At 59.5% G+C, this 25,511-nt stretch carries 24 protein-coding genes and 1 tRNA gene; 16 read left to right on the top strand and 9 right to left on the bottom strand.

From position 1 onward, the window contains the following. Positions 1 to 167: 167 nt before the first annotated feature. Positions 168 to 1,625: an NAD-dependent succinate-semialdehyde dehydrogenase gene (locus AABM55_RS17615; protein ID WP_347927128.1), complete on the top strand. Its 1,458-nt coding sequence runs from the start codon at positions 168 to 170 to the stop codon at positions 1,623 to 1,625. A gap of 26 nt (positions 1,626 to 1,651) precedes the next feature. Beyond that, a complete protein-coding gene (locus AABM55_RS17610; RefSeq protein WP_019689743.1) occupies positions 1,652 to 2,731 on the top strand; it encodes a tartrate dehydrogenase in 1,080 nt (359 codons plus the stop codon). A 58-nt stretch (positions 2,732 to 2,789) separates the two neighbouring features. Here AABM55_RS17610 and AABM55_RS17605 read toward each other — a convergent pair whose 3' ends face one another. After that, positions 2,790 to 3,716, bottom strand: a complete 927-nt coding sequence (locus AABM55_RS17605) for a glyoxylate/hydroxypyruvate reductase A (protein WP_347927127.1) — start codon at positions 3,714 to 3,716, stop codon at positions 2,790 to 2,792. Positions 3,717 to 3,988: 272 nt separating this feature from the next. Here AABM55_RS17605 and gabT point away from each other — a divergent pair, with 272 nt between their 5' ends. The 3 genes from gabT to AABM55_RS17590 all read left to right on the top strand — a co-directional run bounded on the left by gabT (position 3,989) and on the right by AABM55_RS17590 (position 6,567). Further along, positions 3,989 to 5,281, top strand: coding sequence for a 4-aminobutyrate--2-oxoglutarate transaminase (gene gabT, locus AABM55_RS17600; RefSeq protein WP_347927126.1), 1,293 nt, complete (start codon positions 3,989 to 3,991; stop codon positions 5,279 to 5,281). A gap of 95 nt (positions 5,282 to 5,376) precedes the next feature. Further along, complete coding sequence (locus tag AABM55_RS17595; RefSeq protein WP_347927125.1) at positions 5,377 to 6,033, top strand: 2-haloalkanoic acid dehalogenase; 657 nt, start codon at positions 5,377 to 5,379, stop codon at positions 6,031 to 6,033. A gap of 45 nt (positions 6,034 to 6,078) precedes the next feature. Next, the gene (locus AABM55_RS17590) at positions 6,079 to 6,567 is read left to right on the top strand and encodes an Lrp/AsnC family transcriptional regulator (protein WP_008055821.1); all 489 of its coding nucleotides are present in this window, start codon (positions 6,079 to 6,081) and stop codon (positions 6,565 to 6,567) included. 64 nt (positions 6,568 to 6,631) lie between these two features. Here the strand turns inward: AABM55_RS17590 and AABM55_RS17585 are convergent, their stop codons facing one another. Further along, complete coding sequence (locus AABM55_RS17585) at positions 6,632 to 7,033, bottom strand: hypothetical protein (RefSeq protein WP_054597931.1); 402 nt, start codon at positions 7,031 to 7,033, stop codon at positions 6,632 to 6,634. Positions 7,034 to 7,133: 100 nt separating this feature from the next. Further along, positions 7,134 to 7,439 (bottom strand): hypothetical protein, encoded by a 306-nt coding sequence (locus AABM55_RS17580; protein ID WP_054597930.1) that lies wholly within the window; start codon positions 7,437 to 7,439, stop codon positions 7,134 to 7,136. Between the two features lie 309 nt (positions 7,440 to 7,748). On the opposite strand from AABM55_RS17580, the gene AABM55_RS17575 reads away from it, so the two are divergent. The 4 genes from AABM55_RS17575 to AABM55_RS17560 all read left to right on the top strand — a co-directional run bounded on the left by AABM55_RS17575 (position 7,749) and on the right by AABM55_RS17560 (position 12,247). Continuing rightward, positions 7,749 to 8,762 (top strand): GlxA family transcriptional regulator, encoded by a 1,014-nt coding sequence (locus AABM55_RS17575; RefSeq protein ID WP_347927124.1) that lies wholly within the window; start codon positions 7,749 to 7,751, stop codon positions 8,760 to 8,762. Positions 8,763 to 8,924: 162 nt separating this feature from the next. Further along, entirely contained in the window at positions 8,925 to 9,578 is a 654-nt protein-coding gene (locus AABM55_RS17570) for a peroxiredoxin (RefSeq protein WP_347927123.1), read from the top strand. A 191-nt stretch (positions 9,579 to 9,769) separates the two neighbouring features. After that, a tRNA-Gln gene (locus tag AABM55_RS17565) sits at positions 9,770 to 9,844 on the top strand. 444 nt (positions 9,845 to 10,288) lie between these two features. After that, the gene (locus tag AABM55_RS17560) at positions 10,289 to 12,247 is read left to right on the top strand and encodes a methyl-accepting chemotaxis protein (protein WP_347927122.1); all 1,959 of its coding nucleotides are present in this window, start codon (positions 10,289 to 10,291) and stop codon (positions 12,245 to 12,247) included. 42 nt (positions 12,248 to 12,289) lie between these two features. Here AABM55_RS17560 and AABM55_RS17555 read toward each other — a convergent pair whose 3' ends face one another. Genes AABM55_RS17555 through AABM55_RS17545 form a run of 3 tightly spaced genes read right to left on the bottom strand, consistent with a single transcriptional unit; the run spans position 12,290 to position 15,149 of the window. Continuing rightward, positions 12,290 to 13,138 carry a phytanoyl-CoA dioxygenase family protein gene (locus AABM55_RS17555; RefSeq protein ID WP_218275933.1) on the bottom strand — a complete coding sequence of 283 codons (849 nt, stop codon included), beginning with the start codon at positions 13,136 to 13,138 and terminating at the stop codon, positions 12,290 to 12,292. A gap of 10 nt (positions 13,139 to 13,148) precedes the next feature. Beyond that, on the bottom strand, positions 13,149 to 13,928 hold the full coding sequence (locus AABM55_RS17550; RefSeq protein WP_054597926.1) for an ABC transporter substrate-binding protein: 780 nt from the start codon (positions 13,926 to 13,928) through the stop codon (positions 13,149 to 13,151). A 45-nt stretch (positions 13,929 to 13,973) separates the two neighbouring features. Further along, complete coding sequence (locus AABM55_RS17545; protein ID WP_347927121.1) at positions 13,974 to 15,149, bottom strand: M20 aminoacylase family protein; 1,176 nt, start codon at positions 15,147 to 15,149, stop codon at positions 13,974 to 13,976. A 237-nt stretch (positions 15,150 to 15,386) separates the two neighbouring features. Here AABM55_RS17545 and AABM55_RS17540 point away from each other — a divergent pair, with 237 nt between their 5' ends. The 7 genes from AABM55_RS17540 to AABM55_RS17510 all read left to right on the top strand — a co-directional run bounded on the left by AABM55_RS17540 (position 15,387) and on the right by AABM55_RS17510 (position 23,037). Beyond that, positions 15,387 to 16,301 (top strand): LysR family transcriptional regulator, encoded by a 915-nt coding sequence (locus tag AABM55_RS17540; protein ID WP_347927120.1) that lies wholly within the window; start codon positions 15,387 to 15,389, stop codon positions 16,299 to 16,301. Positions 16,302 to 16,613: 312 nt separating this feature from the next. Beyond that, positions 16,614 to 18,617 (top strand): aminotransferase class I/II-fold pyridoxal phosphate-dependent enzyme, encoded by a 2,004-nt coding sequence (locus AABM55_RS17535; protein WP_347927119.1) that lies wholly within the window; start codon positions 16,614 to 16,616, stop codon positions 18,615 to 18,617. Positions 18,618 to 18,644: 27 nt separating this feature from the next. Continuing rightward, a complete protein-coding gene (locus tag AABM55_RS17530) occupies positions 18,645 to 19,427 on the top strand; it encodes a transporter substrate-binding domain-containing protein (RefSeq protein WP_103317292.1) in 783 nt (260 codons plus the stop codon). A gap of 147 nt (positions 19,428 to 19,574) precedes the next feature. After that, positions 19,575 to 20,288, top strand: a complete 714-nt coding sequence (locus AABM55_RS17525) for an ABC transporter permease subunit (protein ID WP_347927118.1) — start codon at positions 19,575 to 19,577, stop codon at positions 20,286 to 20,288. A gap of 5 nt (positions 20,289 to 20,293) precedes the next feature. After that, positions 20,294 to 20,992 carry an ABC transporter permease gene (locus AABM55_RS17520; protein ID WP_054598369.1) on the top strand — a complete coding sequence of 233 codons (699 nt, stop codon included), beginning with the start codon at positions 20,294 to 20,296 and terminating at the stop codon, positions 20,990 to 20,992. Beyond that, positions 20,992 to 22,005, top strand: a complete 1,014-nt coding sequence (locus tag AABM55_RS17515; protein ID WP_347927117.1) for a DMT family transporter — start codon at positions 20,992 to 20,994, stop codon at positions 22,003 to 22,005. The genes AABM55_RS17520 and AABM55_RS17515 overlap by 1 nt, the downstream gene beginning before the upstream one ends. A 15-nt stretch (positions 22,006 to 22,020) precedes the next feature. Further along, positions 22,021 to 23,037: a succinylglutamate desuccinylase/aspartoacylase family protein gene (locus tag AABM55_RS17510; protein ID WP_347927116.1), complete on the top strand. Its 1,017-nt coding sequence runs from the start codon at positions 22,021 to 22,023 to the stop codon at positions 23,035 to 23,037. A 70-nt stretch (positions 23,038 to 23,107) separates the two neighbouring features. Here the strand turns inward: AABM55_RS17510 and AABM55_RS17505 are convergent, their stop codons facing one another. The 3 genes from AABM55_RS17505 to AABM55_RS17495 form a co-directional block, all read right to left on the bottom strand. Continuing rightward, the gene (locus AABM55_RS17505; RefSeq protein ID WP_347927115.1) at positions 23,108 to 24,022 is read right to left on the bottom strand and encodes a LysR family transcriptional regulator; all 915 of its coding nucleotides are present in this window, start codon (positions 24,020 to 24,022) and stop codon (positions 23,108 to 23,110) included. A gap of 91 nt (positions 24,023 to 24,113) precedes the next feature. Beyond that, entirely contained in the window at positions 24,114 to 24,641 is a 528-nt protein-coding gene (mug, locus tag AABM55_RS17500) for a G/U mismatch-specific DNA glycosylase (protein WP_347927114.1), read from the bottom strand. 8 nt (positions 24,642 to 24,649) lie between these two features. After that, a complete protein-coding gene (locus tag AABM55_RS17495; RefSeq protein WP_347927113.1) occupies positions 24,650 to 25,273 on the bottom strand; it encodes a TetR/AcrR family transcriptional regulator in 624 nt (207 codons plus the stop codon). Positions 25,274 to 25,511 lie beyond the last annotated feature (238 nt).

Below are 25,511 nucleotides of genomic sequence, written 5' to 3'. Positions count from 1 at the left end.
CATCCACACAGGGTTGCGGGTTGGTTGTCAGCTCCTCGAACCCCTTCGGTAGAGCCTGCCGTCCCACCGCGATTTTCAGCATCCGACGCTGCCCTCAAGGCGCTTTCAGCATCCTCTTCCGAGGCACCTCCCTAGACTGGCAAGTGTCTCGGATCAGGACCTCGACCATGCTCAAGAATCGTTTGAAAGACCCAAGCCTTTTGGCAGAACTCGCCTATGTTGACGGGCAGTGGATCGGCGCCGACAACGCCGCGACGCTGGACGTCATCGACCCGGCCAACGGCCAGTTGCTTGCCCGCGTACCGGCGATGCAAGGCACGGAAACCCGCCGCGCCATCGACGCCGCCGAAAAAGCCTGGCCAGCCTGGCGTGCGCGCCCGGCGGCCGAGCGTGCGGCGCTGCTGGAGCGCTGGTATCAGGCGATGATCGACAACCTCGATGACCTCGCGTTGATCATGACTTGCGAGCAGGGCAAACCGCTCAACGAAGCCAAAGGCGAAATTCGCTACGGCGCCGGTTTCGTCAAATGGTTTGCCGAAGAGGCCCGCCGGGTTTACGGCGAAACCATACCGGCCCCCAGCGGCGACCGCCGACTGCTGACCCTCAAGCAACCGGTGGGGGTCTGCGCCGCCATCACCCCGTGGAACTTCCCCAACGCGATGATCACCCGCAAGTGCGCGCCGGCCTTGGCGGCGGGTTGCCCGATCATCGTCAAACCCTCGGACCTGACGCCATTGTCGGCGCTGGCGCTGGCAGTGCTGGCCGAACGCGTCGGGATTCCGGCCGGGGTGTTCAACGTGCTGACCGGAATGCCCGCCGGCATCGGTGAAGAGCTGACCGGCAACCCGAGCGTACGGAAGATTTCCTTCACCGGCTCGACAGCGGTCGGCCGCTTGCTGATGCGCCAGAGCGCCGAACACATCAAGCGCTTGAGCCTGGAGCTGGGCGGCAATGCGCCATTTATTGTGTTCGACGATGCTGACCTGGAGCAGGCGGTGGCGGGCATCATGCTCAGCAAGTTTCGCAACGCCGGGCAGACCTGCGTCTGTGCCAACCGCATCCTGGTGCAGGACGGCATCTACGAGCGCTTCGCCCAGCGGCTGGTGGAGGAGGTGGGCAAGCTCAAAGTCGGCAATGGCCTCGACGCCGATGTCACCATCGGCCCGCTGATCAATCCGGCGGCAGTGAGCAAAGTCGCCCGGCATATCGACGATGCCCTGAGCCAGGGCGCGCGGTTGCTCTGCGGTGGTGTTCCCGAGGGCGATAGTCAATTTGTCCAGCCAACGGTACTCGGCGATACCCACGCCGGCATGCTGCTGGCCAACGAAGAAACCTTCGGCCCGGTGGCGCCGTTAATGCGCTTTACCGAGGAGGCCGAAGCACTCGCGCTGGCCAATGCCACGCCTTATGGACTGGGCGCCTACTATTTCACTCAGGACCTGCGCCGCTCGTGGCGTTTCGGCGAAGCGCTGGAGTTCGGCATGGTCGGCCTCAACACCGGGATCATTTCCATGGAAGTCGCGCCGTTCGGCGGCATCAAGCAGTCGGGCCTGGGCCGTGAAGGCAGCAAGTACGGCCTGGATGAATACCTTGAAGTCAAAGCCTTCCACATTGGCGGGCTGTAACTCACAGACACGGGGAGCCACGATTGATGAGCAAGACATTCAGAATCGCCGCGATTGCCGGCGATGGCATCGGCAAGGAAGTCCTGCCCGAAGGGCTGCGGGTACTGGAGCAGGCGGCGAAGAAATGGCAGCTGGAGTTGAGCATCGAGGTGCTCGACTGGGCGCACTGCGATTACTACCTGGAGCACGGGCAGATGATGCCCGACGACTGGTTCGAACAGCTCAAGGGTTTTGATGCGATTTACTTCGGCGCCGTGGGCTGGCCGGACAAGGTGCCGGACCACATTTCCCTGTGGGGTTCGCTGCTGAAATTCCGTCGGGATTTCGACCAGTACGTGAATATCCGCCCGGTGCGGTTATTCCCCGGCGTGCCGTGCCCATTGGCCGGCCGCAAGCCGGGGGATATCGATTTCGTGGTGATTCGTGAGAACACCGAAGGTGAATATTCCTCGGTCGGCGGCAAGATGTTCGAAGGCACCGAGCATGAGTTCGTGCTGCAAGAGTCGGTGTTCACCCGACGCGGCGTCGACCGGATTCTCAAGTTCGCCTTCGAGCTGGCCCAGACCCGACCGCGCAAACGCCTGACGGCGGCGACCAAGTCCAACGGGATTTCCATCAGCATGCCGTACTGGGATGAGCGCACCGCATTGATGGCCGCGCAGTACCCGGAGATCACCTGGGACAAACAGCACATCGACATTCTGTGCGCGCGTTTCGTGCTGCAACCGGACCGCTTTGATGTGGTGGTGGCGTCGAACCTGTTCGGCGACATTCTCTCCGACCTCGGGCCGGCGTGTGCTGGCACTATCGGCATTGCGCCATCGGCAAATCTCGACCCGGAGCGGCGTTTTCCATCGCTGTTCGAACCGGTGCATGGCTCGGCGCCGGATATCTACGGGCAAAACATCGCCAACCCGATTGCGATGATCTGGTCCGGGGCATTAATGCTCGATTTCCTCGGTAACGGTGATGAGCGTTATCGCGCGGCGCATGACGGGATTTTGCAGGCAATCGAGCGGGTGATTGCCGAGGGGCCGATCACGCCGGATCTGGGCGGGAAGGGCTCGACTCAGGATGTTGGAAAGGCGATTGCTGACCGACTTTGAGTTTGTTGATGTTGATCGTTCCCACGCAGAGCGTGGGAATGCCTCAATGGTGTTTTAGTCAGTAACCTTGGATGCGATCAACTTCACCCACCATTTTCTCCCCCCGCTCATACCGCCGAATATTCTCCAACAACACCCCAAACGCACTTTCCGGTTGTGTCATCGCCGCAATGTGCGGGGTCAGCAGAATCTGCGGATGGTCCCAAAACGGATGATCCACCGGCGCCGGTTCTTCCTGTAGCACATCGAGTACCGCACCGCTCAGTTGCCCGCTGTCCAGCGCCTCGAGCAAATCACTTTCCACCAGATGCCCGCCACGGCCCATGTTGATCAGCGCTGCGCCACGGGGCAGTTGCTGGAACAGTGTGCGGTCGAGGATGCCGTGGGTCTGTTCGGTCAGCGGCAGTACGCACAACAGAATGTCGCACTGGCTCAGGAACGCTGGCAGTTGCTCGTTGCCGGCATGGCAATCGACGCCCGGGACTTGATGGGCACTGCGCGCCCAGCCGGACAACGTAAAACCCAGGGGCTGCAAGGTCGCCAGAATCTGCCGGGCCTGGGTCCCGAGGCCCATGACGCCAACCCGGCGCTTGGCTGCCGGTTGCAGCAAGTGAGCCTGCCAGCACCGGGCCATTTGTTGCTGGCGATAGCGCAGCATGTCCCGGTGCAGGCTGAGCACCGCGAAACTGGCGTATTCGCACATGCCGCGAGTGATGCCAGGGTCCAGCAGGCGCACCACCGGCAAGTTTGTCGGCAAGCGGCTCAAGTCCAGTTGATCGACCCCGGCGGACAACGCAAACAATACGCGCAGATTGGGCAGCAGAACCTCGAGATCATCCGGTGCCTGCCAGGCGGCCAGGTACTGAATGTCTTTGGGATCGCCGATGTCCGGCCAGGCGCGCCATTCGATATCCGGGGCATGCTCGGCGAACAGCGCTTTCCACTGTTCGCCGCGTACCGGGTCAGCTTTATAAAGCAGGGCCATGGGCATTTCCTGAAGGGTGAAGAGGCTGTCCATCATCGCGCAACGCCAGCGCAGGATCTGTCGAAAGGGCCGGGTTAAACGCGTTGCGCCTGTTTCTATCAGGCATGCCCCGGCAGATTCGGCGGGCTGAAGGAATCTGCCGTTTGGCGGGGTGAAAACAGTCGATCCGAATTTCTCAGGGCGCAAGTTCGGCGTAGTTCGTTTCGCACAAGCCTTAACCTGAACACCATCGCAACCACCTCCCGGTTGCCGGACTCACGATGGGAAATGCCATGAACAGCAAAGTCGACGAAACCCCTCATTTGCTCCGTCAGCGCGATCAATTCGTGCCACGTGGCCTGGTTACCGCTCACCCGTTGGTGATCGATCGCGCCCAAGGTGCCGAGTTGTGGGACGTGGACGGCAAGCGCTACCTGGATTTTGTCGGCGGCATTGGCGTGCTGAACATCGGTCATAACCACCCCAAGGTGGTCGCCGCGGTGCAGGCCCAGTTGCAAAAGGTCTCCCACGCATGTTTTCAGGTGGTGGCCTATAAGCCTTATCTCGATCTGGCCCAGCGCCTGTGCGAAATGATCGGCGGCAACGAAGCCTATAAAGCGGCGTTCTTTACCTCTGGCGCCGAGGCCGTGGAAAACGCGGTGAAGATCGCCCGCGCTCACACCAATCGCTCAGCGGTGATTGCGTTTCGTGGCGGGTTTCACGGTCGCACCTTGCTCGGCACCACGCTGACCGGCATGAGCCAGCCGTACAAGCAGAACTTCGGGCCGTTCGCGCCGGAGGTGTTCCATACGCCGTATCCGAACGCCTATCGCGGCGTCAGCAGCGAGATGGCGCTCAAGGCACTGGACGAGTTGCTGGCCACCCAGGTTGCCCCTGAGCGGGTTGCGGCAATCATCATTGAACCGGTCCAGGGCGACGGTGGTTTCCTCTCGGCACCGGTGGAGTTCCTCCAGGCGTTGCGCGCCCTCACTGAAAAACACGGGATTGTGCTGATTCTCGATGAAATCCAGACCGGTTTTGGCCGTACCGGCAAGTGGTTCGGTTTCCAGCACGCCGGCATCCAGCCGGACCTGGTGACTGTCGCCAAAAGTCTTGCCGGTGGTCTACCGTTGTCCGGTGTGGTTGGCAAGGCCGGGATCATGGACGCGCCATTGCCTGGTGGCCTGGGTGGTACTTACGGCGGTAACGCGCTGTCATGCGCCGCAGCGCTGGCGGTAATTGAAGCCTACGAGCAAGAACAGCTGCTGGCGCGTGGCGATGCCCTGGGCGAGCGTTTGCGTCAGGGGTTGCTGCGCTTGCAGGCCCGTCACCGGCAAATCGGCGACGTGCGCGGCAGCGGGTTCATGCTGGCGATCGAACTGATCAAGGATGACGACGCGCGTACCCCGGATGCGGACCTGAATCAGCGGCTGATCGACGAAGCCCGAGCGGGGGGGCTGCTGGTGATCAAATGCGGCGTTTACCGCAACGTGCTGCGCTTCCTTGCGCCGCTGGTGACAACAGAAGATCAGATCGACGAAGCGCTGCAGATTCTTGAAGCAGCATTGGCACGCGTCTTGAACTGAGTTCCCGCGTGCTCCGGGCGATACTGCAAGGTGTCGCCCGTGAGCATTTATGGCGCATGGAGTGACGGAGTGCATTATTGGAGGCTTGGCGTACCATGGGGCTGACTGATTATCGAGCGTTGCTCATCGATTGCGATGAAGTCCTGGTCGATCGCGATTCGGGAGTCTGGACGGCGCTGCAACCGCTGCTCGACAGCCTTGGCGGTCGTCCGGACAAGGAACAGGTATTGGCCGAGTACGGCGAGGTGGTGCGTGCGCTCTACTCGCGTTTCGGTGAGCTGGGCTTCAGTGGCTTGCTGTGTTTCGCCCATCGGCAGTTGGCCGAGCGCTGGGGGCTGCGAGCCAGTTGGGAGGAGGGCATGAGTTTTGCCCGTTCGGTGGCCAGTTGGTCGCTGTTCGAGGACGCGCCCGGCGCGATGTTGTACCTGCGCAAGTTCTATCGCTTGCTGGTGCAGGGCGATCGGGATGCCGAAGATCGAGGGCTGCTCTGTGAGCGTTTGGGGGTCATGCCCGACGACTTCATTTCACTGGCCAGCGATCCCTTGCTGGATCGGGACTGGTTACAGGCCAATGGGCTTGAGGCCCGGGAGATCCTGCAAGTGACCCGACCGTCTGCCGGTCGGCAGACGGCCAGCGATGTGTGCCTGATTTGTCGCGGGCGGGCAAAACCTGCAACGTCGTGTGCGGCGGATTACTGCATCAACAGCATGGCTGACCTGGTGGCTCAGCATCAGCTGTCTTTACGGCGCTGATTTTGCTAGAAGATTGTCCTACAAACGGCAATCAAGAGGTACGCAATGGAAGGTTTAGTGAAACTGGACCGGATCGACATCAGCATCTTGGTTGAGTTGCAAAAAGACGGGCGCATGACCAACGTCAGCCTGGCCGATGCCGTGGGGCTGTCAGCCAGCCCGTGCCTGCAACGGGTCAAGCGACTGGAGTCGGCCGGGTACATCTCGAGTTACAAGGCGCATTTGAACCTGGCCAAGATCACTGACTCGGTCACGGTGTTCACCGAGATCACCCTGAGCGATCACAAGCGCGAAGACTTCGCCAAGTTCGAGTCCAATATCCGCCTGGTGGATGAAGTGCTCGAATGCCATCTGATCAGCGGTGGCTACGATTATCTGGTGCGCTTCATGACCCGCAGCATCCAGCACTATCAGGAAGTGATCGAGAGCCTGCTGGACAAGAACATCGGCATCTCCAAGTACTTCAGTTACATCGTCATCAAGTCGCCCGTGCTCAAGGATGGCGTGCCGCTGCGCAAATTGCTGCGCCATTGAGACGTTCTCAGTAACCGCTTGTCGCCCGCTGCGTCTTTGCAAGAGGTGCACGCCGGGCGGCGCCTCAGGCATCGCGCAAAAGGTCGTGAGCGTTAAGCAGCTCGTAGGCAATCTCGGGGTGTTTTTCCAGACCGCGACGAATGGCGGCTGGAATCGACTGACGGGTTTTGCGGCACAGCCCTGGCAGGTCCAGAAGCTGAATGCCGATGCCGCGCATGCTTCGCACTTCGTGCACGCTTGGGGTGATGTGCACGCGAATGCCTAACTGCTCGTACATCCGCCGCTGCATGTGCTCGAGGTCGGCCAGGCTCTGCAGATTCTCCAGCCGGTCGAGCAGGCGCTTTTCCTCCTGGCGGGTCAGGTGCAGGATGCGCAAGTCCGCGCTGGGTATGTCCAGCAACTGTTCGCGCCTGCAATCGCAGGCGCCGGGCGGGCAGGGTTGTCGAATCTGGAGAGAGGCTGTCATGGTCTCCAATCATAGCTATCGGCAACCGCTATTGCCCAGCGGGTTCGTCGCGACCCGATGACGGTGTGGGGCGGACAAAACCACCCCGCACTGATCGCCCTCAGCCCCATGTGTTTCCGAGCGCCTCCAGACCAGCCCTTTGCAGGTCTTGTGGGCTCATGACCAGACGGAACTTGCAGGTGGCATCGAAGTTGAGAAAGAACGGTTCTGCAAAGCTGGGGATCTGCGAGGAGTCTTGTACGTCGATCAGGAAAATCCCGCCGCGCAGTCCATCCTGCTCGGTAAAGTAGGCAGCCTCCGGTTTGATGCTTTCCAGGATTCGCCCGATGACTTCGCCGACCTTCCCGGCCCTGACGAGTGCGTTGAAGGGTTCATTCGGGCACTCGACCATCATTAGCATTTTCATTATTCGATTCTCTTTTCAGATAGCTGCCTCATCTCCCTGCCTTTGCTCCTCGCGCTCACGCAACGAAGCTCGTATTCGCCCGCTCCAGCGGTGTGTGGTTAAGCATAGCGAAGCATGAGCTGACGCCCGTCCGGGGTTACGGGCGGTCGTGGCGCTGAAAGTGAATCATGTCACCCGTTTTGCACGGCTTTCAGCTTGCCTGAGCAGTTGCATAATGGTGCTGGTGGTGTTGAAACTTATACGGTTAGCATTGCGCTTTACCGACGCACCAAATGACCGGTGGGTTAACGCAACCGAGTAGGTCGAACATTGATCGAACGACGCCAATTTAGCGGAGGCATGAAGGGGAAAAACCTTCGCTATCTGAATGAGAATCCCAGTGAGTCTGCTCAAATGACCCGGGCAGGATTTCTGCTGCTCGAGCATTTCTCGCTGCCCGCGTTCACCCAGGCGCTGGATACGATTGTTACCGCGAATCTGCTACGCCCCGGGTTGTTCGCTTCCCGAACGTTCGGCTTGAATGACGGGGAGGTCATCAGTGATCTCGGCCTGGTCATTCGTCCGGATGCGCGTTTCGATTCTTCAGCCATTCAAGACCTGGACCTGTTGGTCATTTGTGGCGGCTACCGGACAGAACTGAAGGCGACGGATGAGCTGATCAGCCTGTTGCGAGCAGCGGCAGAGCGTGGCGTGAGTCTGGCGGGGTTGTGGAATGGCGCCTGGTTCCTCGGCAGCGCTGGCTTGCTGGATGGATATCGATGCGCCATTCACCCGGAACATCGCCCCGCACTCGCGGAAATTTCCAAGGCGACGCATGTCACCAGCGAAGCTTTTGTCATTGATCGAGACCGGCTCACCGCTTCCAGTCCCGCGGGGGCATTCCATATGGCGCTGGACTGGATCAAGGGGCTACACGATAAAGCGCTGGTCGAGGGTATCGAGGACATTCTGGCTTTCGAGGAGTCTCGTTATCGGCGCATCAAACCAGCTGAAAATGTCTGTGTGAGCGCGCCATTGCGTGAGGTGGTCAAGCTGATGGATGCCAACCTCGAAGAGCCGCTGGAGCTGGAACAACTGGCGGTTTATGCCGGTCGTTCCCGTCGACAGCTCGAACGCTTGTTCAAGGAGCAACTGGGCACGACGCCGCAACGGTATTACATGGAACTGCGGATCACCGAGGCGCGGCGACTGCTGCAACACACCGAGCTGTCCCAGGTCGATGTGCTGGTGGCCTGCGGTTTTGTTTCACCGAGCCATTTCAGCAAATGCTATAGCTCGTACTTTGGATACAGACCCTCCAAGGAAACGCGACTGGTCAAATGAAAACGACGCCACCGCAAGGCCGGGCCAAGCGATTGTCACGGCTGTCTTGATACGTCTCCTATACTGATTCGCGTTGCCAGGATCAACGCTGGCACCCAACGCCGTCGGGCCCGCTGTCAGGGGCTGACAGCTTCCCCATCAGTCACTGTAAGGAGATTGAACATGGCAATTCGCATTGGCGATGAAGCACCGGACTTCACTGCCGAAAGTACTGAAGGCCCGATCCACTTCCACCAGTGGATTGGCGACAAGTGGGCGATCCTGTTCTCGCATCCGAAGGACTTCACGCCTGTCTGTACTACTGAACTCGGTTATATGGCCGGACTCAAGCCTGAGTTCGACAAGCGCAACACCAAGATAGTCGGGCTCAGCGTCGACCCGGTCAGTGACCACCGGGCCTGGCTCGGTGACATTGAAGAGACCCAGGGGCATGCGGTCAATTATCCGATGATCGGCGACGAAAACCTGGTCGTGGCGAAGCTCTACGACATGATTCACCCGAATGCCAGCGGCGGCTCACGCACTGCCGCGGACAACGCGACGGTGCGCTCCGTGTTCATCGTCGGCCCGGACAAGAAAGTCAAGGCGATGCTGATCTACCCAATGAGTGCCGGACGCAATTTCGATGAAGTGTTGCGCCTGCTCGACTCGCTGCAATTAAACGCCAAGCACACGGTCGCCACCCCGGTGAACTGGCGTCCGGGTGAGGACGTGATCATTCCCACGTCGGTGTCCGACGAAGAAGCCAAGAAGAAATACCCGCAGGGCTTCAAGACGTTGAAACCCTATTTGCGCACCGTGGCGCAACCGAAGTAATTCACTCGGCGTCCCTCCCTTGCAACGATTGCCTCAGGCTCGGGCAGGGGAGGGTTGTTTAATTCGATCAAAAGCAAGTGGCTGTTTTAAAACCAATTTATGTGCTTTTGGGGCTTCCCAGACGAAACAAAAGTTGATAAATTTCCGCGCGTTCTTGCAGAGGCCCTCACGGGGCTTTCAGCAACAGCTACAGGGGCGTCGCCAAGCGGTAAGGCAGCAGGTTTTGATCCTGCCATGCGTTGGTTCAAATCCAGCCGCCCCTGCCATTTTCCCAAGTTCATCCAGGTATTCCCTCAACCACCAGGTTTTGCGCGAGTTCGGGATGAGCGTCTTTGCCGGGCGACGTTATTCAAAGCGTTGCTCAAAGGCAGACAGCTGATTCGACATGATCGGCTGAAGCGGCACCCAGACATTCCCCGTCGATGCCGACAACCGCACTTTCTCCCTTGGCTGTTCCTCCTTCTGTATGCCTGGTCGTCGTTTTCGACGCTGTCTTTACACCTCACTCCGCTATCTCGAACTCTCCGGTGAGCTTGTCATCCTTCGGATCTGACGCGCCACGAAGGCCTGCATTTACGCGAGGTCAGTGAAGATCAGGGTAGACGTTGTGGCCTGATACAAAACAGTGTGTTCGGTAATTTGCACGGTTCTTGCAGAATATTTTACAGATGCCTTGATCTGTAACCCTTCTACCCGTGGAGTCGTTGAACATGCCGTTACGCTTGAAGTTAGCCCTAAGCTACCTGCTGATCGGTTTGATCCCGGTTCTGGGCATGGCCTTTACGGTCTATCAACAAGCCAGTACGGCCTTGCGCGAGCAGACGCTGAACGCTCTCGAGGCGGTTGCCCATATCAAACAGCAGCAATTGCTGGATAACTGGCAGGAACGGCGCAACCAGATCAGCACCCTGGCCAGTAACCTGAGCAACAGTTACCAGGGACTCGACGATACCGCGCTGATCAGCACCGCCCATTACGACCGCCCGATGTTTCAACACTTCATCAGCACCTTTGGTTATCGCGAGCTGAAACTGATCATGCCCGATGGCACCATCATGCTCAGTGTGCAGAGCGACAGTGACGAAAAGCACAACCTCGGTGAAGACAGCCTGCGCGACACCTCGCTGGCGCGTCTGGTGAAGCAAAGCCGCGATAGCGGCAAACCGTTGATCAGCGACCTGCAGTACAACCCATCGAGCAAAGAGCCGACCCAGTATCTGGCCACCCCCGTCATGTCGAACGGTGAGCTACAAATGATCCTGGTTCTGGAGTTACCCATCGCCCCGCTCAATAACGTGATGCAAACCCGCCAGGGCCTGGGGGAAAAAGGCGAAACCTACCTGGTCGGCAGTGATGCCGGCTTGCGCTCGGACTCGGCACGTTTCCCTGAACGCCAGGTCAACCGCAGCCTCAATGCACAAACCGGTCTCACGGGCAGTGCCGTCAGCAATGCCCTGGCAGGCCAGCAGGGGCGTCTCGCCGAACCGGGGCTGGACGGTAACACTGCGCTGAAAGTGTTTGTCCCCATCGCCTTCGATGACAACCATTGGGCCCTGATTGCCGAAATGGATCAGACCCAGGCGTTTGCCCCGGTACGTCAGTTGATGTGGCAGGTCTTGCTGCTCGGCCTGCTGACCGTCGCCGCCGTTGCCATCGCCACCTGGCTGGTCAGCCGCAGTGTGATGCGCCCGCTGGGCGGCGAACCGAGCAATATGACCGTGCTGGCCCGTCGCTTGGCCGCAGGCGAGCTGAACCTGCCGACCGAGCACCGACAACAGGCGGGCTTGATGCTGGCCCTGCATGAAATGGCCCTGGCCTGGCGCGATGTGATTGAGCGTCTGCGCCAATCCAGCCAGGACGTTGGTCAGGCCAGCAGTGAGATTCTAAGTGCCGCCGGGCAAACCAGTGAACGCCTCGATCTGCAGCAAGAGTCGCTGGAAATGGTTGTCAGCGCCGTCGAACAAATGTCCTGCACCGTGCAGGACATCGCCCGCAACGCTGCCGACAGCGCACAAGGCAGTACTGCCGCACGGGGTGCCTTTGGCGAGATGCAGGGCACCTTGCAACAGATGATCGGCCAGCAGGGACGCCTGCTGAATGACATCGGTCGGGCGGGCAGAGTGGTCGACACCCTGACCAGCGACGCCCTGCAAATCGGCAGCGTGCTCGCGGTGATCCGGGGCATTGCCGAACAAACCAACCTGCTGGCGCTCAACGCCGCTATCGAAGCCGCGCGCGCCGGGGAACAAGGCCGTGGCTTTGCGGTGGTCGCCGATGAAGTGCGTAACCTTGCTCAACGCACCAGCAGCGCCACCGAAGAAATTGTTGCCATCACCAGCACCTTGCAAAGTTCGTCCACCGAAGCCTTGCAGGCGATGCAGGCCTCGGCCGAACAAGCGCATTCGCTGGAGCGTGAAACCCAGGTCGTGCTGACCTCGCTCAGCCAGTTGGATAACTCCCTGCAAGGCGTGCACGCCCTCGCGGTGCAGATCGCTGTCGCTGCGAACGAACAGGCCGGAACCACACAGGAGGTGAATCAGCATATGCACCGCTTGCACGACATGACCCGTGATAACCGGCGCAATGCGGCACATACCCGCAGCAGCGGCGAGCACCTGCAGCAAGTAGCCAACAACCAGCAAGCCCTGGTGCTGCGCTTCCGTCTATAGCTGTCGGCGCTGGTGCTCAGTCGTTATGCATCGCTCGGAGATTCAAATCCCGCGATGCCAAAGTGTCGGGAACAGCGCGTGCTCCAGAGGAGCATCGGGTGCCAGGGTCTCTCGCAGTCCAGGGAAATCGGGTGAGGTGGCCCAGGGTCTGGGAGCATGCCGGACGTCATCGCCTATGACCCTTACTGAAAACGCGCGACGGCGGTTTTGTCCTCCGACCCCGGCAGAAGCATGCAAGGTCAACATGTTAAAACACACCATGTCGCCCGGCGACAATGCCCATCCCAGGATGGGAAAGTCGTCGCGATGGTTTTCGATGTCCGGTAGCTCGTCCAGGGTTCCCTCGGCAAACCATTTGGCCTGGCTGTCCATGAAAGACCGAGGCATCAACCAGGGGCCCTTGTGTGAACCCGCTATAAATTCGAGAGTCGATTCCCTGGGCACTGGATCGACGGGAATCCAGAAACTCACGGTGTCCGAGCCACTGATGTTGTAGTAAGGCTGGTCCTGATGCCAAGGCGTGCGCTGGCGCGTATTGGGCTCTTTGACCAGCAAGTGGTCATGGTGCAGGCGCACGCGTTGACTGTTCAACAGGGCGGCAGCAATAGGCGCGATGGCGGAGTTGAAAATGAACTTGCGATAGTGCTCATTCTCTTGCCAGTTACAAAAATCCTCGAAGAACCATCCCGGGTCGCTGGCGCTGCTCGCCACTTTTGCGCGAGGGCTGGGATGGGCAAGGTTCAATTCGATGCCTTGGGTCAGTTCGCTGATTTGCTGCGCAGAAAACGCATTGCGGATGCACACCGCGCCCTGAGTCTGGAAGGCGCGCACAATCTCGTCACTGACGGGGACGGCAAGACGAGGCTCAGCGCATTGAGTCATTTCGTTCATGGGGATTACCTCACTCGCCATAAATATCAAAGTTGAAATACTGCTTTGCAATTCGGTCGTATTGGCCTGATTGGCGAATGCCGGCAATGGCGGTATTCAGCTGCTCTCGCAGATCAGGCTCGTTTTTTCTGACACCGATTGCGACGCCATCGCCGATGATGCGTTTGTCGGTGATGGGGTCACCCGCGAAGGCAAATCCTTGACCTTGAGGCTTTTGCAATAACCCGATATCGGCCTGCACCGAGGCCTGGAACGCAGCCTCCAGGCGCCCGTTGATGAGGTCTGAAAACACCTGGTCCTGGGTTTGGTAGGAAAGGATCTCGACGCCTTGGCTGCCCCATTCCGACTTGGCAAAGCTTTCTTGCAGTGAGCCTTGTACAACGCCTACGGATTTCCCTTTCAATGACGCTGCCGTCGGCAGCAATCCGGCGTTTTTCCTGGCGACGAGAGAAGACGGCGCGGTGTAGATCTTATGGCTGAAATCGACCTGCTGGCGACGCGCCTCGGTGGCGCTGAATGCCGACAGGATCGCGTCGAATTTCTTCGCTTTCAACGCCGGGACCATGCCATCGAAGTTCTGCTCGACCCAAATGCATTTGACGCTTAGCTCGGCACACAGGGCGTTGCCCAGATCGATATCAAAACCACTCAATGAACCGTCCGGCTGCTTTTGCTCGAACGGAGGATAGCTGGGGTCAACGCCGAACTTGATCACTTGTTGTGCCTGCGATAGCGGGGTGATGATCAGCCCGAATAGCATGACGGTGTATTGAAGTGTGCGTAGCTGCATGATGACCTCGTTTTTTATTGGTTTTTACGGTTTGCAGGTCTTTGCTCAAGCGTTAAGCGGTAAAAAAGCCTCGGTCAACTTGACCCAATAGCCAGCGCCACGGATCAGGATGTCGTCATTGAAGTCGTAGCGTGGGTCGTGAGCCATGCAGCTCTTTTCACCGTCGCCATTGCCGATGATCAGGTAACAGCCTGGGCATTGCTGCAGGAAATAGGCGAAATCCTCGCTGCCATTGAAGGGCACGATGTCTCTCATTACTTCGTCCTCACCGAGCCAGTCGATGGCCACCTGGCTGGCGAAGCGGGTCATTTCTTCGTCATTCACCAGCAACGGGTAGTCGGCACTGTAGTGAATCTCGGCTGTCGCGCCGAACGCTTCCGCCTGGGCGTGGATGAGGCGTTTTATCTGGCTCTCCAGACGGTCTCGGACCGCATTGTTCAGCGAGCGGACCGACATCAGCATGTGCGCGCTGTCCGGGATCACATTGGACGCCTTGCCGGCGTTAATCGCCCCGACGGTGATAACGCTCATGTCCTGAGGTGAAACGTTGCGCGAGACGATTGTCTGCAAGGCCATGATGATGCTTGCGCAGACCACCACAGGGTCGACGCTCAAATGCGGCATTGCGCCGTGACCGCCTTTTCCGTGAATCGTGACATTGACCTGGTCGGCGGAGGCCATGAAGGGCCCGGCTCGGAACCCGAGTTTTCCGACGGGATAGCCAGGCATGTTGTGTGCAGCGAATACCGCATCGCAGGGGAATTTTTGTAGCACACCTTCCTGAATCATTCTTCGGGCGCCGGCCAGGCCTTCTTCGGCTGGCTGGAAAATCAGGTGTACGGTGCCATCGAACGGATGACCATGGGCAAGGGCGTATGCAGCGGCGAGGAGCATCACGGTATGCCCGTCATGGCCACACGCATGCATTTTGCCGGGTATCCGGCTCGCATAGGGGAGGCCGGTTTTCTCTAGAATAGGCAGTGCGTCCATGTCAGCCCTAATGCCCAGCACACGAGGGCTGGTACCTTTTTTAAGCGTGGCGATAACCGCGGTTTCGGCGTAGCCACGCGTCACTTCATATCCCCATCGGGTCAATCGCTCGGCGACCAGTTCGCTGGTCTCGACCTCCTGATAACCGAGTTCAGGGTTGGCATGGAGATGGTGGCGGAGTTCGCGCATTTCGTGCTCGATCTCTTTTAATAGCGGCATGAACTGAGTCATTGGCAGCGTCTTTCCTTTGTGACCAGGAGGAGAAACAAATCTGTCGCCAGGGCCACATCCAACGCTATGGCTCACGACATCATGCGTTTCATCAAAATGCCTGGGCTTTTTCTGATACGGTCCTCTGGTGATGCCAGAAGCCCAGGTGGCGTTGGTCTGAGCTTAGAGGGCCAAAGCCAAGGCCAGTAGGCAATCGAAAGTGAACAAGGCAACCCTGGGTTAACACCGGTGGACACTATGAAGTTCTATCAACTCAACGCACTGGTGGCAGTGGCCGATGCAGGCAGCATTCGCGGTGCTGCAAAAAGGCTCGACACCTCGCCGGCCGCAGTCACCAAGGCGATACAGAAGCTGGAGGCAGACACCGCTACGCAATTGCTGATCCGCAATACCACCGGGATTGTGTTTACCGAACTCGGCAAGAAGCTGTTGATTCAGTCACGCTTGCTGGTGGCGCAGATGGTCAATGCCCGTCAAGTGTTGGCTGATTGCAACGGGGAACTGGTTGGACGTTTGTCGGTAGCCGTCACACCGTGGTTAGCGATGACGCTCATGCCCAAGGCAGTCGTGCGTTTTCGCCAACTGTTTCCAAACGTGCAACTTGAACTGCATGAAGGCCTTTCGTCCGTCGCCTGTCCGCGGGTGCGGGATGCGAGCGTCGATCTTTTCATCGGACGGCTTGATACCCGGTGTTCCAGCGCCGACCTGACCTATCTCCCGCTGTTCACCGCTGACTGCGCGGTGGTGGCCCGTCAGCAACATCCCTTGTCGAACTGTCGAGCCTTAGAGGAACTGGCGTTGGCCGACTGGATTCTGGCGTCGCAGCAAGACGGGACGATTACAACGCAAGGGCATGTGCATTACGCCCATTCGCTATCGATCATCTTGAGTCTGCTGCGTGAAACCGACATGTTGAGCATCTTTCCTTGGCCACTGGTGGAGATTTGCGCTCAGCGAGAAGGTTTGTGCGCCTTGCCGTTGCGCGAACCGGTCAGCAGCGCCTCGGTGGGAGCCATCAGCCGAAGCGGACAGCCCCTGCGGCCGGCGGCCGAGCGGTTTCTGGAATGTCTGATCGAAACCATTCACTTCGAGATGGGGCATCCGGACTCGCCTTATCGGCGCATGTTGCAGACCGTCGATCTGCTGGTCTGATCACTGTTTTCGAAACCCTGGTTTCATCGTCACATCGCAATGACCGCTGGCGCGGCAGCGGAACCTGCAACGTCCATTTCGCGCAATCCACTCGGGTTGCCTGCCGTCATTAGCGTCACCGCAACCTCACTTTTGCCTGTCATTCGAGTACTGGAAAGTGCCTCGACTGTCGTAAAAACGACCTGTTGACGCTGAACGCGAACCCTCGTGACTTTTCTGTTGAACGACTGTTCAGCTTGGACTATGTTCGTTCCACCTTCTTCCCCGGCTGGTTGCGGGCTTGCGTTTCTTCTTCCCGAACGAGGCACTGGCATGCGGTTTTCACCCTTTGTTGAGCGGATCTCAGGCCAGGGCGTTGCTGCCTGGGATATTCACAATGCGGCGTTTGACGCCCAGCGTCGTGGTGAGGATGTCATCATCCTCAGCGTCGGGGACCCGGATTTCCCCACGCCAGACTTCATCACCGATGCCGCGGTTGATGCGCTGCGTGAGGGCGACACGCACTACACCGAAATCGCCGGTCGACTGGCCTTGCGCGAAGCCATCGCCGCGCGATACAGCCAACTGTTCGACCGTGAGCTGCGAGCGTCAAACGTCATCAACGTGGCGGGAGCGCAGAACGCACTGTTCATCACCTCGCTGTGCTTGCTGACTGCCGGCGACGAAGTACTTGCCCTGGACCCGATGTACGTGACTTACGAGGCGACGCTCAAGGCCTCCGGCGCGACGCTGGTGCGGGTGCCTTGCGCGGCGGATTCGGGTTTCCGGCTCGATGCCGCGGTGCTGGCCAAGGCCATCACCCCGCGCACCCGGGCGATTTTCCTCTCCAATCCGAACAACCCCACCGGCGTGGTGCTCAATCGCGAAGAGCTGCAAGCCATCGCCGACCTCGCCATCACCCATGACCTGTGGGTCGTGGTGGACGAGGTCTATGAGAGCCTGGCGTTCGAACGCGAACACCTCAGTCTGGCGGCTTTGCCGGGCATGGCCGAGCACTGCGTGGTCATCGGCAGCCTGTCGAAATCCCATGCCATGACCGGCTGGCGGATCGGCTGGATCGTCGCCGATGAAACCCTGGTGGCGCATGCCGAAACCCTGATGCTGAGCATGCTCTACGGCTTGCCGGGGTTTGTCATGGAGGCCGCGCTCAAGGCTGTGCAGGCCCATGAGGAGGTGACCCACGGCATGCGCGAAATCTATCGCCGTCGTCGTGATCTGGTGGTGAAAGGCTTGTCCGATTGCCCGGGTGTTTCAGTGCTCACGCCCGATGCCGGCATGTTCGTGCTGGTGGACGTGCGGGGCACTGGCCTGAGTTCTCTGGAGTTCGCCTGGCGTTTGTTGCGCGAGGCGCGGGTATCGGTTCTCGATGCGGCGGCTTTCGGCGAACCGGCACAAGGCTTTGTGCGGCTCTCGTTCACGCTCGGTGAAGAACGACTGGCCCAGGCCTGCCAGCGTATTCGCGATTTTGTCCGGGTGTTGAAAGGCGAAGCGCCGCGACCGGCGATCACTCGTGTGACCAGCCAAGCGACCATTGAGCCGGTCGCGGCCAAGACCATGATCGAGGTTGATGGCCTGCACAAACGCTTCGGCAATATCGAAGTCCTCAAAGGCGTCTCCCTGACGGCCCGCGAAGGCGATGTGATCTCCCTGATCGGCGCCAGCGGCTCGGGTAAAAGTACCTTGTTGCGCTGCATCAACATGCTCGAAGTGCCGGACCAGGGGCGCATTCTGGTGGACGGCGAAAGCATTCAGCTGAACTTCGACCGTCCCGGCGCGCCACTGGTGTCCGACGCCAAACAGCTGGTACGGATCCGTTCGAGCCTGGGCATGGTGTTCCAGAACTTCAACCTCTGGCCCCATCGCACGGTGCTGGAAAACCTCATCGAAGCGCCGACTCAGGTCCTGCGTGAAAGCCGTGCGGAGGCCACTGAACGGGCCGAAGCCTTGCTTGAACGCGTCGGGCTTGCGGCCAAGCGCAACGAGTACCCGGCGTTTCTCTCCGGGGGACAGCAACAACGGGTGGCCATCGCCCGGGCCCTGGCCATGCGGCCCAAGGTCATGCTGTTCGATGAACCCACCTCGGCACTCGACCCGGAACTGGTCGGCGAAGTGCTGCGGGTGATCCGCTCTCTCGCCGAAGAAGGCCGGACCATGATCCTGGTGACCCATGAGATGGCCTTCGCACGCGATGTTTCTTCCAAAGTCGCCTACTTGCATCAAGGGTTGATCGAGGAAGCCGGTTCGCCGGACGAAGTGTTCGTACACCCACGCAGCGAGCGTTGCCGGCAGTTCGTCAACGCTCATCAGACTCGCTAATAACATAAAAAAAAACGGGGAACAATCATGGGAAATCGACGTTTGGCAAACTGGTTGACCGGCGTGGCCTGCGTAATGCTGGCCGGCATGAGCGCGGCGCAGGCCCAGCCGATCAGGTTCGCGGTCGCCGCCGAACCGTATCCGCCGTACACCGAGAAGCAGGCCAATGGTGAATGGAAAGGCTTTGAAGTCGACCTGATCCACAAGCTGTGCAGCGAAATGAAAGCCGAGTGCGAGATCAAGGAAGTGGCGTGGGACGGGATCATCCCGTCGCTGCTGGCGAAGAAGATCGACGTAATTTTCTCTTCCATGTCGGTGACCGAAGAGCGCGAAAAACAGATCGCGTTCAGCAAGGCCTACTACGATTCGGCGATTGCGCTTGTCGGGCCCAAGGGCACGGCGGTGAACAAGTACCCGGATGACCTCAAGGGCAAGATCATCGCGGTGCAGAACTCGACAGTGAGCGCCAGCTACCTGAAGGCTTACTACGAGAAAATTGCCGACGTGAAGTATTACGACACTCAGGACTCGGCCAACGCCGACCTGATTGCCGGTCGCGTCGACCTGATGATGGCGGACGGCACGGCCATGGCGGCATTCGTCAAGACACCGGATGCCAAGGACCTGGCCTACCTGGGCACGGTGCCTTATGACCCGATCTTCGGCAAAGGCGTGGGCGCCGGTCTGCGCAAGGATGACACCGAGCTCAAGGCCAATCTCGACAAGGCGATCAAGACCCTGCTGGCGAGCAAGGACTATGACGACCTCTCCCAAAGCTACTTCGGGACCAGCGTGAAGCCCGCGTTCTAAGCGCAAATCCTAGGTGAAACGCAGATCCCTGTGGGAGCCGGGCTTGCCCGCGATGAGGCCCTTGAGGCCGCCAAAAGCTTCGCGGGCAAGCCACGCTCCCACTAAGGATGAGGTGGTGTTTTCACGGCCACCGACCGGAGAGTTGAAATGCCAGCAATGTTCGAGTTGATCGATTTCAGCGAACAAGGATGGGGCAGTGCGCTGTTGAAGGGGCTCTGGATGACCCTGCAAATATCGGCCGGGGCCTTTGTGGTCGGGCTGTTCATTGGCCTGGTGGTGGCCTGTCTCAAGTTGAATGCGCCCAAACCGATTGCGGCACTGATGCGTGGCTACACCACATTGTTCCGGGCCGTCCCGGAGTTGTTGCTGATCCTGTTGCTGTACTACGTCGGTTCCATGCTCCTCAATTCGCTGATGGCCTGGATGGGTTACGGCGCGATGGATGTCAGCGGCCCTCTGGCGGCAATCCTGGTGCTGGGCCTGGTGCAAGGCGCCTATGCCTCGGAGATTTTTCGGGCAGCGATCCAGGCGATTCCCTTTGGTCAGATCGAGGCGGCGAGGGCGTTCGGCCAGAGCGGGTTCGGACTGTTCCGGCGCGTAACGCTGCCGATCATGGCGCCTTATGCGATGGCCGGGATGGCCAACCTGTGGATCAACCTGATCAAGGACAGTGCATTGATCAGCGTGGTCGGCACCAACGAGCTGTTGTACACCGCCAAGCAAGGGGCGGGTTCGACGCGTCACTACCTGTTGTTCTACCTCACGGCCGCGGCGATGTATTACGTGGTGACGTTGGTGTCCAACTACCTGTCGGGACGGCTTGAGCGACGTACTCGTCGCTGGATGCCTTTGGCTGAGTGAATGAAATGATTCCAGCGTGGATAGTTGAATACGCGGCGCTGTTGGGCCGAGGGCTGCAAACGAGCATCACCCTGCTGTTGTTTGCCAGTGCGTTCGGTTTTGTGCTGGCGGTGTTGGTGGCGCTGGCCCGGATCTCGAAGAATAACGTCATCGCCAAGGCCAGCCTGTTCTACACCAGCGTGTTTCGCGGGACACCGTTGCTGATCCAGATCTACATCTTCTATTACGGGCTTGGCAGTCTGTTTGCGCAGTTTCCGCTGATCCGTGGCAGTTTTCTCTGGCCTTATCTGCGTGACGGCTACTGGTACATCGTGTTCGCCCTGGTGCTGTCGGTGGGGGCCTATGTCGGCGAAGTGATTCGCGGCGGCCTGCTGGCGGTGCCAAAGGGTGAAATGGAAGCCGCCTCGGCATTTGGCATGACCCCGCGCCAGTCCCTGCTGCGGGTGCGCTTGCCACGGGCCATGCGGTTGCTGTTGCCGACATTGGCCGGGGAGACCGTGATGTTGCTGAAGTCCACGGCGCTGGCCTCGACCATCGCGGTAATCGATCTGTTGGGCGCCGCCAACGTGGTCCGTGCCCAGACCCTGCAAGTCTATCAACCGTTGCTGCTGGTGGCCGGGGTGTATGTCTGCCTGACGTTCCTGATCGAGGCGCTGTTCGCCTTTGCCGAACGGCGCGGGACGCCGCTGCGCAGGGCGGTGTAATGAGCGCGCCACGGGTTGACCGGTCGTTGCAGGGCATCGGCCTGTGCACCTTGGGTTACGCATTTCTGGCGTTGCAGGATGCGAGCATCAAGTGGTTGGTGGCCGACTACTCGGTGGTCAGCATCCTGTTCTGGCGCAGCCTCGTGGTGGTACTCGCCTGTCTGCTGGCCGGACGCCTGCGGCTGGTTCAACGGGTCTGGCGTTCACCGAGCCGGCGCTTGCTGGTGGTGCGCGGGTTGCTGTCGCTTGTTGCCTGGCTGCTGTATTACACGGCAGCCCGGGACCTGACTCTGGCGGAGATGACCACGCTGTATTTTTCGGCACCGATCATGGTCACGGTGCTGGCGGTCGTCATCCTCAAGGAACGTGCCAGCGGCTGGCAGTGGTTCACCCTGGTCATCGGCTTTGTCGGCGTGATGATTGCCTGTCGCCCCAGCAATATGACCGAGCCCTTGCCGATCGTGCTGACGCTGTTGGCAGCGATGTGCTGGGCCTTCACCTACATCCAGTTGCGGCAGGTGGATGACCAGACGTCAGTGCTGGAACAGATGCTGATCACCAATGGGGTGTTTGTCATTTGCATGATGCTGGCGTTGCCTTGGACCCACACTCCGTCGCCGACTTCGGCCTGGCTGGGGATGCTGGGTGCCGGGTTGGTGGGCGGTATCGGGCAGTTCTTGCTGTTCGCCAGTTTTCAGCGGGCCACGGCGATTTTGCTGGCGCCGTTCGAGTACACCGGGTTGGTCTGGGCGTTCCTGCTATCGAATCTGGTCTGGGGCACGCTGATGGATGAGTCGCTGATGATTGGCGCCGGGCTGATCGCGGTCAGCGGCACCCTGGCCATGATCGTTGGCCGTCACCCGGCACAAGACGTCGTCGGCGCCGAATGCTCCGTGACGCAACCCCTTTATCCCGCAACAACCGACAGCGAGCTCGTTGGCGGGGCTGAAGGTTTCGGGGCTCAGGCATCCCTCGATCCAGAGTCCGTCGAGCATCGGGGTCAACAGTCATGACGAGGGGACAAGCATATGGCGCAGGACATTTCGTTCGCAGTTCGGAACAATAACGGCGACGCGGTGCGGGTCGGCGTGTGGCGATTCGAGGGCAATGGCGACGGGCCGAAAGTGCACCTGCAGGCGGGGGTTCACGCCGATGAAATCGCCGGGATGCTGGTCCTGCACCTGTTGATGCAGCGACTCCATATCGCCGAGGCCGAGGGCCGGCTCAAGGGCAGTGTGACCGTGGTGCCCCAGGCCAATCCCCTGGGCATCGGACAGTTTCGCCATGGGCGAATACTCGGTCGGTTTCACGACGCCACCGGCCATAACTTCAACCGTTCATTCGACCAGTCGACAGCGATGGCTCGGCCTTCGACTCCTGTCCAGGCCTGGCAAAAAAGCCTGGTACAACTGGCGGCTACGGCGGACTTAATGCTCGATCTGCACACCGATGACGAGGCAATGCCGTACCTCTATGTTCACCGCAGTTTCTGGCCACGTGGCCGTGAACTGGCGGCGGCGATGAAGATGGCGGTGGCGATCATCTGGGATGACGGTGGCGATGGCTCCTTCGAGGAAACCATCATTGCGCCCTGGCTGCGCGATGGCGTCACCGATCAGCACCTGGCGGCGACCCTGGAGTTGCGTGGGCAGGGCGATGTCAGCGACCGGTTTGCCGAGCAGGATGCTGCGGGGCTATACGCCTGGCTTTGCGCGTGCGGGGTGATCGATGAGCCGCTGTCGCCAGGCGATTGGCCTGTCGAGGCGATAGAGATGAGCCACATGGAGACCATTCTCGCGCCGCAGCCCGGGGTGCTGATCTTTGAAAAGGATCTGGGCGATTTCGTCGAAGAAGGGCAGCGGTTTGCGCGGATTCTGGGGCGTCCGGGTGATCCATCTTCCGAAGTGCTGCTGTTTGCCGAGCAAGCGGGGCGGATGGTGACACGCTATCGGGACCGGCTTGTGCAACAGGGCATGGTGGTGGCGAAATTCACCGGAACTCGGGTGTCGCGTAACTGGAGTGGAGGATTGTTGGACCCGAACTAGAAGGGGTAAGCGGCAGCCTTCCGAATCGGTTTGTGTTCAGCCCCCAGAGAAAGAGCGCCTGACCTGGCAATCAATGAACTGACTCTGGGGCCGTCAAGAAATCAATCAGCGCTCTGACTTTCATCGGTAGATAGCGGGCATGGGGATACAGCAACATGAAGGGGCGGGTAGCGCCACCAAACTCCCCGAGTACCTCGACCAGTTCACCGCTTTCGATTTGCGCCTGAACGGTAAACCGGTACGACTGCACGATCCCGGCGCCGTGTCTGGCCATCGTGATCGTTGCCAGATAATCCTCAAGGCAGGTGGTATTTCCAGAGGTGTTCACGCTCACCGACCGTTGATCGACGATGAAGGTCCACGGCACATTCCTTCCGCTGCTGGGCAGTTCAAATTGAATGCAATCGTGTGATTCCAGGTCCGACAGTGCCTGCGGAATGCCATGCTGCCGAAGGTACTCGGGAGAGGCTACGACCACCAGCTCCGCATTCTCGAGTGTGCGCGCAATCAGCGCCGAGTCATCGGGCGCTCGACCACGGATCGCCAGATCGTAACCTTCCTCAGCGAAATCGATGTTCCGGTTACTGACGTGCACGACTACCTTGACCAGTGGATAGCGTCGACGAAACTCGGCAAGGCGTGGTAGCAATCGAAAATGCGCATAGGGCGTCGGTGCGCTGATGCGCAATTCCCCTGAGGGCGCCTGCTGCTGGCCCGTCACTTTACGTTCCGCGTCAACCAGTTGAGTCAACGCTTGCCGGCATTGCTCGTAATAGACCCGACCTGCCTCGGTCAGGCGTATCTGCCGGGTGGTGCGTACAAACAAGCGCACCGCCAGACGCTCCTCCAGGCGTGACACCGAGCGGCTCACGGCGGCAGGCGTCACACCGGCGGCCTGTGCGGCGGCAGTGAAACTCTCAAACTCAACGGCTAAACAGAACAGCTCAATGCTGCCGAGTTGCACATCGTCAAAATGCCGGGGCATCGTATCTCTCGATTGATTACATCAGGTATCAAGTAGGCGGCGTAACACGCTATCTATCCCCTGTATGACGGAAAAGTAAAGTGACCTCGGATCAACCGGAAAACCGATCCGAACCTGCTGCCAGGCAGAGTTGGCGGTAAGCACCGACCAGTTGATCCTGCGTGAACGCGCGATTTCGTCCACTGGGATTGGGCAGGACCCAGACCGAGGCATTACCAAAGGTCTTTGACTGAAGCCCCCATGCAATTTCTCGTTGACCGGATAATGCGCTGTATGCGGCTTTGCCGAGAAACGCCACAAAGCGTGGTGCATAGCGTGTGATCTTTTGTTCAAAATCCGCTGCGGCAGCGATGAACTCATGTGTAGACAGCTGATCCGCCCGCGCCGTTGGCCGTTCGACCACTGCGGTTAACCCACACTGATACTGCAAGATCGTCTGATCGTGTTCCGGGCGTACTTCCTCCGGCGTAAAACCGGCGAGATGCAGTGTGCGCCAGAAGCGATTGCCGCGACCCGCAAAATGATGCCCCTGGGCGGCGGCCGTCATGCCCGGATTGATGCCACAGAAAATCACGGCAAGCCGCTCGGCAAGAATATCTTCGAGTCTTTCACCCGCCATAAAACCTCTCAACCGCAGATCACGCTGACCGCATTGCGTGCAAGTTCCGTTAATTCTTCGCGGGATTTGCCCGCCCGGGCACGTATCGAAATGCTGTGCAGCAGGGATGACGCGAGTACGGCAAGGGCTGCAGGGTCGGCATCGCTTTTCAACTCGCCGGAATCGATCGCTGCCCGCAGACGCGTTTCGAGTTCAGCATCGAGCCTGCTCAACCGATCCGAAAGCACGTCGCGTATTTCAGCATCCTCGACGGCCTCGGTCGTCGCCGTACCAATCGCAAAACAGCCGCGCGGTTGGCCTTCGCCCGAGAAGTAGATCGACAATTGCCCCTCATAGAAACGCATCAACGCCTGCTCGAGTGTCAGCGCGTTGTCTGTCAGCGCCTCATGCATGGCCGCCGCGGCAAATTCCCAATACTGCTCAAGCGCTTTGATGTAGAGCGCGTGCTTGTCACCGAATGCCGCATAGAGGCTTGGGCGATTCATGCCGGCCGCCGTTGCGATGCTATCCAGAGACGCGCCGGAATATCCGGTGCTCCAGAAAACCCCAAGCGCCTGCTGCAGCGCTGTCTGCGGGTCATACGCGCGAGGGCGGCCACGGCCTTTGCCCTCTGCAGTTTTATTTTGTGCCATGTTGTACAAATTCCTTGAATGAAGGTGAGTCACGGCATATTCTTACACCATCGCACAAAATTAAGGAACCAGAAGTTCCTGAATTTCAGGTTTGTTGCAGCGGAGCTCGAACTGGGTGTTGCGGCGATGAAACAGATGCGGCAGAGCGATCCTCCTGACGCACACGAGCTTGATTGCTCACAGCAATTATTGACATCAGGGGCGCAGGCGATCGTTGCCCGTATTAGCCCGATTTCCC

It is taken from the genome of Pseudomonas helvetica (assembly GCF_039908645.1).
Lineage (GTDB): Bacteria > Pseudomonadota > Gammaproteobacteria > Pseudomonadales > Pseudomonadaceae > Aquipseudomonas > Aquipseudomonas helvetica.
Note: the sequence above shows the minus strand (reverse complement) of the source record. Positions and strands in the feature narration are given on the sequence as shown.